Source organism: Methanocrinis sp. (genome assembly GCF_049974945.1).
In the GTDB taxonomy this organism is placed as follows: Archaea; Halobacteriota; Methanosarcinia; order Methanotrichales; family Methanotrichaceae; genus Methanocrinis.
In genome coordinates, this window is record NZ_JBNGCU010000132.1 from 1 (window position 1) to 3709 (window position 3709).

A 3709-nucleotide genomic window follows, 5' to 3' on the forward strand; every position below is an offset into this window, starting at 1 on the left:
GGCAGATGATGCGGGCGAAGACCGGGATGATGAGCCTCGACTACATCTTCATAACCCACCACCACGCCGACCACATCCTGGGAATACCGGGGCTTTTGGAGACGATGGCCTTCCAGGGAAGAAAGGAGCCGGTCACCATCGGGGGTCCCGTCCGGACCGCCGAGCTGGTGGACCTCTTCGACCGGCTCTGCTACTACTCCCGCAAGTTTCCTGTGCGGGCCCTGGAGCTTGAGGCGGGCGACGTGGTGGAGATGGACGGCTACGAGGTCGAGGCGATCAGGACCGCCCACAGCATCCCCAGCCTGGGCTACTGCCTACGGGAGGACCCCAGGCCCGGAAGGTTCAACCGCGCAAAAGCGATCGAGCTAGGCGTTCCCTCCGGACCTCTCTTCGGAAGAATCCAGCAAGGCGAGACGGTGGAGGTCGAGGGGGGGACCGTTGGGCCAGAGGATGTGATGGGCCCCGCAAGGCCCGGAAGAAAGGTGGTCTACACCGGGGACTCGAGGCCCACCCCCGAGATCGAGGAGGCGAGCCGGGGTGCAGATCTTCTAATCCACGACGGATCCCTCGGCGACGAGATGGCTGACTGGGCTAAAGAGACTATGCACAGCACCGCCGGCGAGGCGGCAGAGCTCGCGGAACGAGCGGGGGCCCGAAGGCTGGTTTTAACCCACATCAGCTCCCGCTACTCCGACGACGTCGGCCCCCTCCTCGCCGACGCCCGCCGCCACTTCTCCGACGTTGTGGTGGCCGAGGACCTGATGAAGGTTGAGCTGAAGCTGAGAGATCGCTGAAGGGCGATGGTAGATTGCTGGCCGAGATCTCGCCCTCAATCTCAATCGTTTCGATCCTCGGCTGCCCTTCTTGATATCCGCTCCCTCTCCTCTCTCATCGCCCTTCGCAAGCCCTCGGCAATCTCGTCGTCCCTCCCGGCGAGGGCGCTCTCCAGGGAGAGGGCCACGCTCTCCAGGGCGTAGCCGACCCGGCCCAGGTCCATCTTCCTGCTCTCGGCCCTCAGCCCGGCCTCGAAGAGAAGGTCGATCTCCTCTTGGGGAAGGCCCAGGGCCTGGCCGGCGCTGATGGCCCGCCCGTACATCTCCTCGGAGATGTAGTAGATTAGCCCCTCCTCGTAGAGCCTCTTCGACTCCTCCTCCCCTCCCGCCTTCTTGGCGATGAGGGCGGCCCAGAGATAGTCCCCCTCACCTGCGGCGATCTCCACCGCCCGGTCAACCCGTCCCGAGTCCTTCGCGAGGGCGATGGCCAGCTCCGTCTCGCCAGCGCCGATCAATATCTCGATCCCTGGGTCCACCAGCTCCTCGGGGAGGCTCCTCATGTTCTCGGTCAGGTAGAGTACCTGGTCCTCTGGGCTCATCTTATCGAAATCGTCGATCGATATCTCCATCAATGACATCACCATCTGAAGCTTTCAGCGGACGAGCTCCGATATCTCCGAGAAGTCGACCCTGGCGGTGTTGTCGATGGTCAGAGGGGTGACCGAGATCTTTCCCTCCTGATAGACGGCCCGGACGTCGGTCCCCTCCCGCTCGGTGCAGACGAGGTCGCCATCGATCCAGTAGTAAGGCCTGCCTCGGGGGTCGGCCCGCTCCTGGACCGCGGTCCTGAATATCTTCCGGGCAAGCCTGGTGACCACCACCTCCGTCTCCTCGGTGGCGTCCACGGGGACGTTTATGTTCAGGATGTCGACCCCCGGCGGCAGTCCCCTCTCCAGGACGTTCTTTGCCACCCGGCGGACGAGGTTCGCCGCGACGTCGAACTGGTAGGCGTGATCGTTTCTGCTGTCGAACTTGTCCCCCTGGTCCACCACCTGGACCGAGGCTGTGATCGCCGGAACGCCATAGCTTGCGGCCTCCAGGGCCGCCCCGATCGTCCCGCTGGTGGTGACGGTGTCGGTGCTGATGTTCTCGCCGATGTTTATCCCCGAGACGGCTAGGTCGGGGAGTTCCCCTTTCATAAGCCAGAATATCCCCATGATTACGGAGTCGGTGGGGGTGCCGGAGACCTCGTAGGCCTCGACGCCGTCAAGGCTGACCTTGTTGTACCTCAGTGGCTCGAAGACCGAGATCGACCTTCCTACGCCGCTCCTCTGGCCGGAGGGGGCCGCGACCAACAGCTCGCCGAGGCCCACAACGCCCCGGACCGCCGCCCTGATCCCCGCGGAGTGAACGCCATCGTCGTTGGTTACAAGAATGCGGTACATCGCTTATCTTATCGGGGATGGGAGTATAAAAATGGAGCGTTTTCATCTCTGCCCGGCCATCTCGTAGGCCCGGACGGCGTCGGTTCGAGTTATTATCCCGACGAGCTTCTTCGGATCATCGCCCCTCACCACCGGAAGCCTGCCTATCTTGTTCTGGTACATAAGATCCATGGCGTACTTTGCGGACTGGTCTGGGCGGATGGTGATCACCTCCTTGACGGCGACGTCGCCCACCAGGGTCTCATCCTGCTCTGCGATCGGAACCTTCCGCAGGTCGTCGAAGGTGATTATCCCCACCAGATCTCCATCTTCGACCACCGGAAAGCCGGTGTGATTGCGCCGGAACATCAGGTCCCGAAGCTCTCTTAAGGTCATCTCAGGACCGACGGAGGTGACCTTTCGGTGCATCGCCTCGGCGACCGGTATCCCCTTCAGGACCGGCTGGGGTTGGTCGATGAAGATTCCCTTCCTCATCAGCTTGAGGGAGTAGATGGACATCCCCTTCATCAGGATCTGGGCCGTCGCATAGCTGAGGACGCAGGCGATTATGATCGGTGGAAGCCTGCTGTAGCTGCTGGCCATCTCCGGGATCATCACTATGCAGGTGAGAGGGGCCCGGGCGGCTCCGGCGAAGAGGGCCGCCATCCCCAGAAGGCCGTAGACTGTGGGGGTGGCGGTGTCGAGGCCCGGGAGGATCACTTTTGCTAAGAGGCCGAAGGCCACCCCAAACATGAAGCCGATATAGAGGGAGGGGGCGAATATGCCGCCGCTTCCGCCGGAGCCGACGGTGAAGGAGGTGGCCAGGATCTTGAGAAGGCCCAGGGCGACGAGGAATAATATCAGATCCAGAGAGCTCGGAAGGGACGGCATCTCGAAGATCCTGGTTATGCCGTCGTAGCCGACGCCCATGATCCCGTAGCCGAATAGATAGTAACCGCTGATACCCGCCACCATCCCTCCGATGGCGGGCTTCAGCATCCTCGGCGCCTTAAGGGCCTCGAAGAGATCCTCGAAGAAGTAGAAGATCCTCACCCAGGAGAAGGCGAGGGCTCCGAAGATGGGGCCGAGGACGAAGCAGAGGGCGAGGTCGGCGGTGCTGAAGGCGAACTCCGGGTTGAAGAAGGCCGGGGCGGGGGTGGTCAGGGCGGCCGCCACCGCCGCGCCGACGACCGCCGAGATCAGTATCGGGACCGAGTCGAAGGGAGAGAACCTCCTGGCCACCACCTCCATGCTGAATATGGCCCCGCCCATGGGTGCGTTGAAGGTCCCGGCGATCCCGGCGGCGACGCCGCAGACGGTGAGAAGCTTCAGGTCCTTTGATCCAATCCTGAAGATCTGGCCGATGAGGGAGCCGAAGGAGGCACCTATCTGGGCGATGGGCCCCTCCCTTCCGGCGCTTCCACCGCTTCCGATGATCACGGCGGAGGAGAATATTAGAAGAAAGCCCACCCTTTTTCTGATCTGGCCACCGCTCACCTGCAGGCTCTCGAT

Annotated in this window: 4 protein-coding genes; 1 reads left to right on the top strand and 3 read right to left on the bottom strand. The window is 62.8% G+C overall.

Annotation, left to right across the window (positions count from 1 at the left end; genetic code table 11):
• A partial coding sequence (locus ACP5EL_RS09565; RefSeq protein ID WP_428402286.1) for a ribonuclease Z occupies positions 1 to 794 on the top strand: 794 nt, incomplete at its 5' end.
• Between the two features lie 41 nt (positions 795 to 835).
• On the opposite strand, the gene ACP5EL_RS09570 is transcribed toward ACP5EL_RS09565, so the two are convergent.
• The 3 genes from ACP5EL_RS09570 to ACP5EL_RS09580 all read right to left on the bottom strand — a co-directional run.
• Positions 836 to 1402: a hypothetical protein gene (locus tag ACP5EL_RS09570; protein WP_428402287.1), complete on the bottom strand. Its 567-nt coding sequence runs from the start codon at positions 1400 to 1402 to the stop codon at positions 836 to 838.
• A 24-nt stretch (positions 1403 to 1426) separates the two neighbouring features.
• Entirely contained in the window at positions 1427 to 2218 is a 792-nt protein-coding gene (surE, locus tag ACP5EL_RS09575; protein ID WP_428402289.1) for a 5'/3'-nucleotidase SurE, read from the bottom strand.
• A gap of 42 nt (positions 2219 to 2260) precedes the next feature.
• The coding region (locus tag ACP5EL_RS09580) for a chloride channel protein (protein ID WP_428402290.1) at positions 2261 to 3709 on the bottom strand (1449 nt) is incomplete at its 5' end.

Excerpts from the sequence above, each read along its gene's own strand:
- ACP5EL_RS09570 (WP_428402287.1), bottom strand. The coding sequence starts at position 1,402 with ATGGAGATATCGATCGACGATTTCGATAAGATGAGCCCAGAGGACCAG.
- surE (WP_428402289.1), bottom strand. The coding sequence starts at position 2,218 with ATGTACCGCATTCTTGTAACCAACGACGATGGCGTTCACTCCGCGGGG.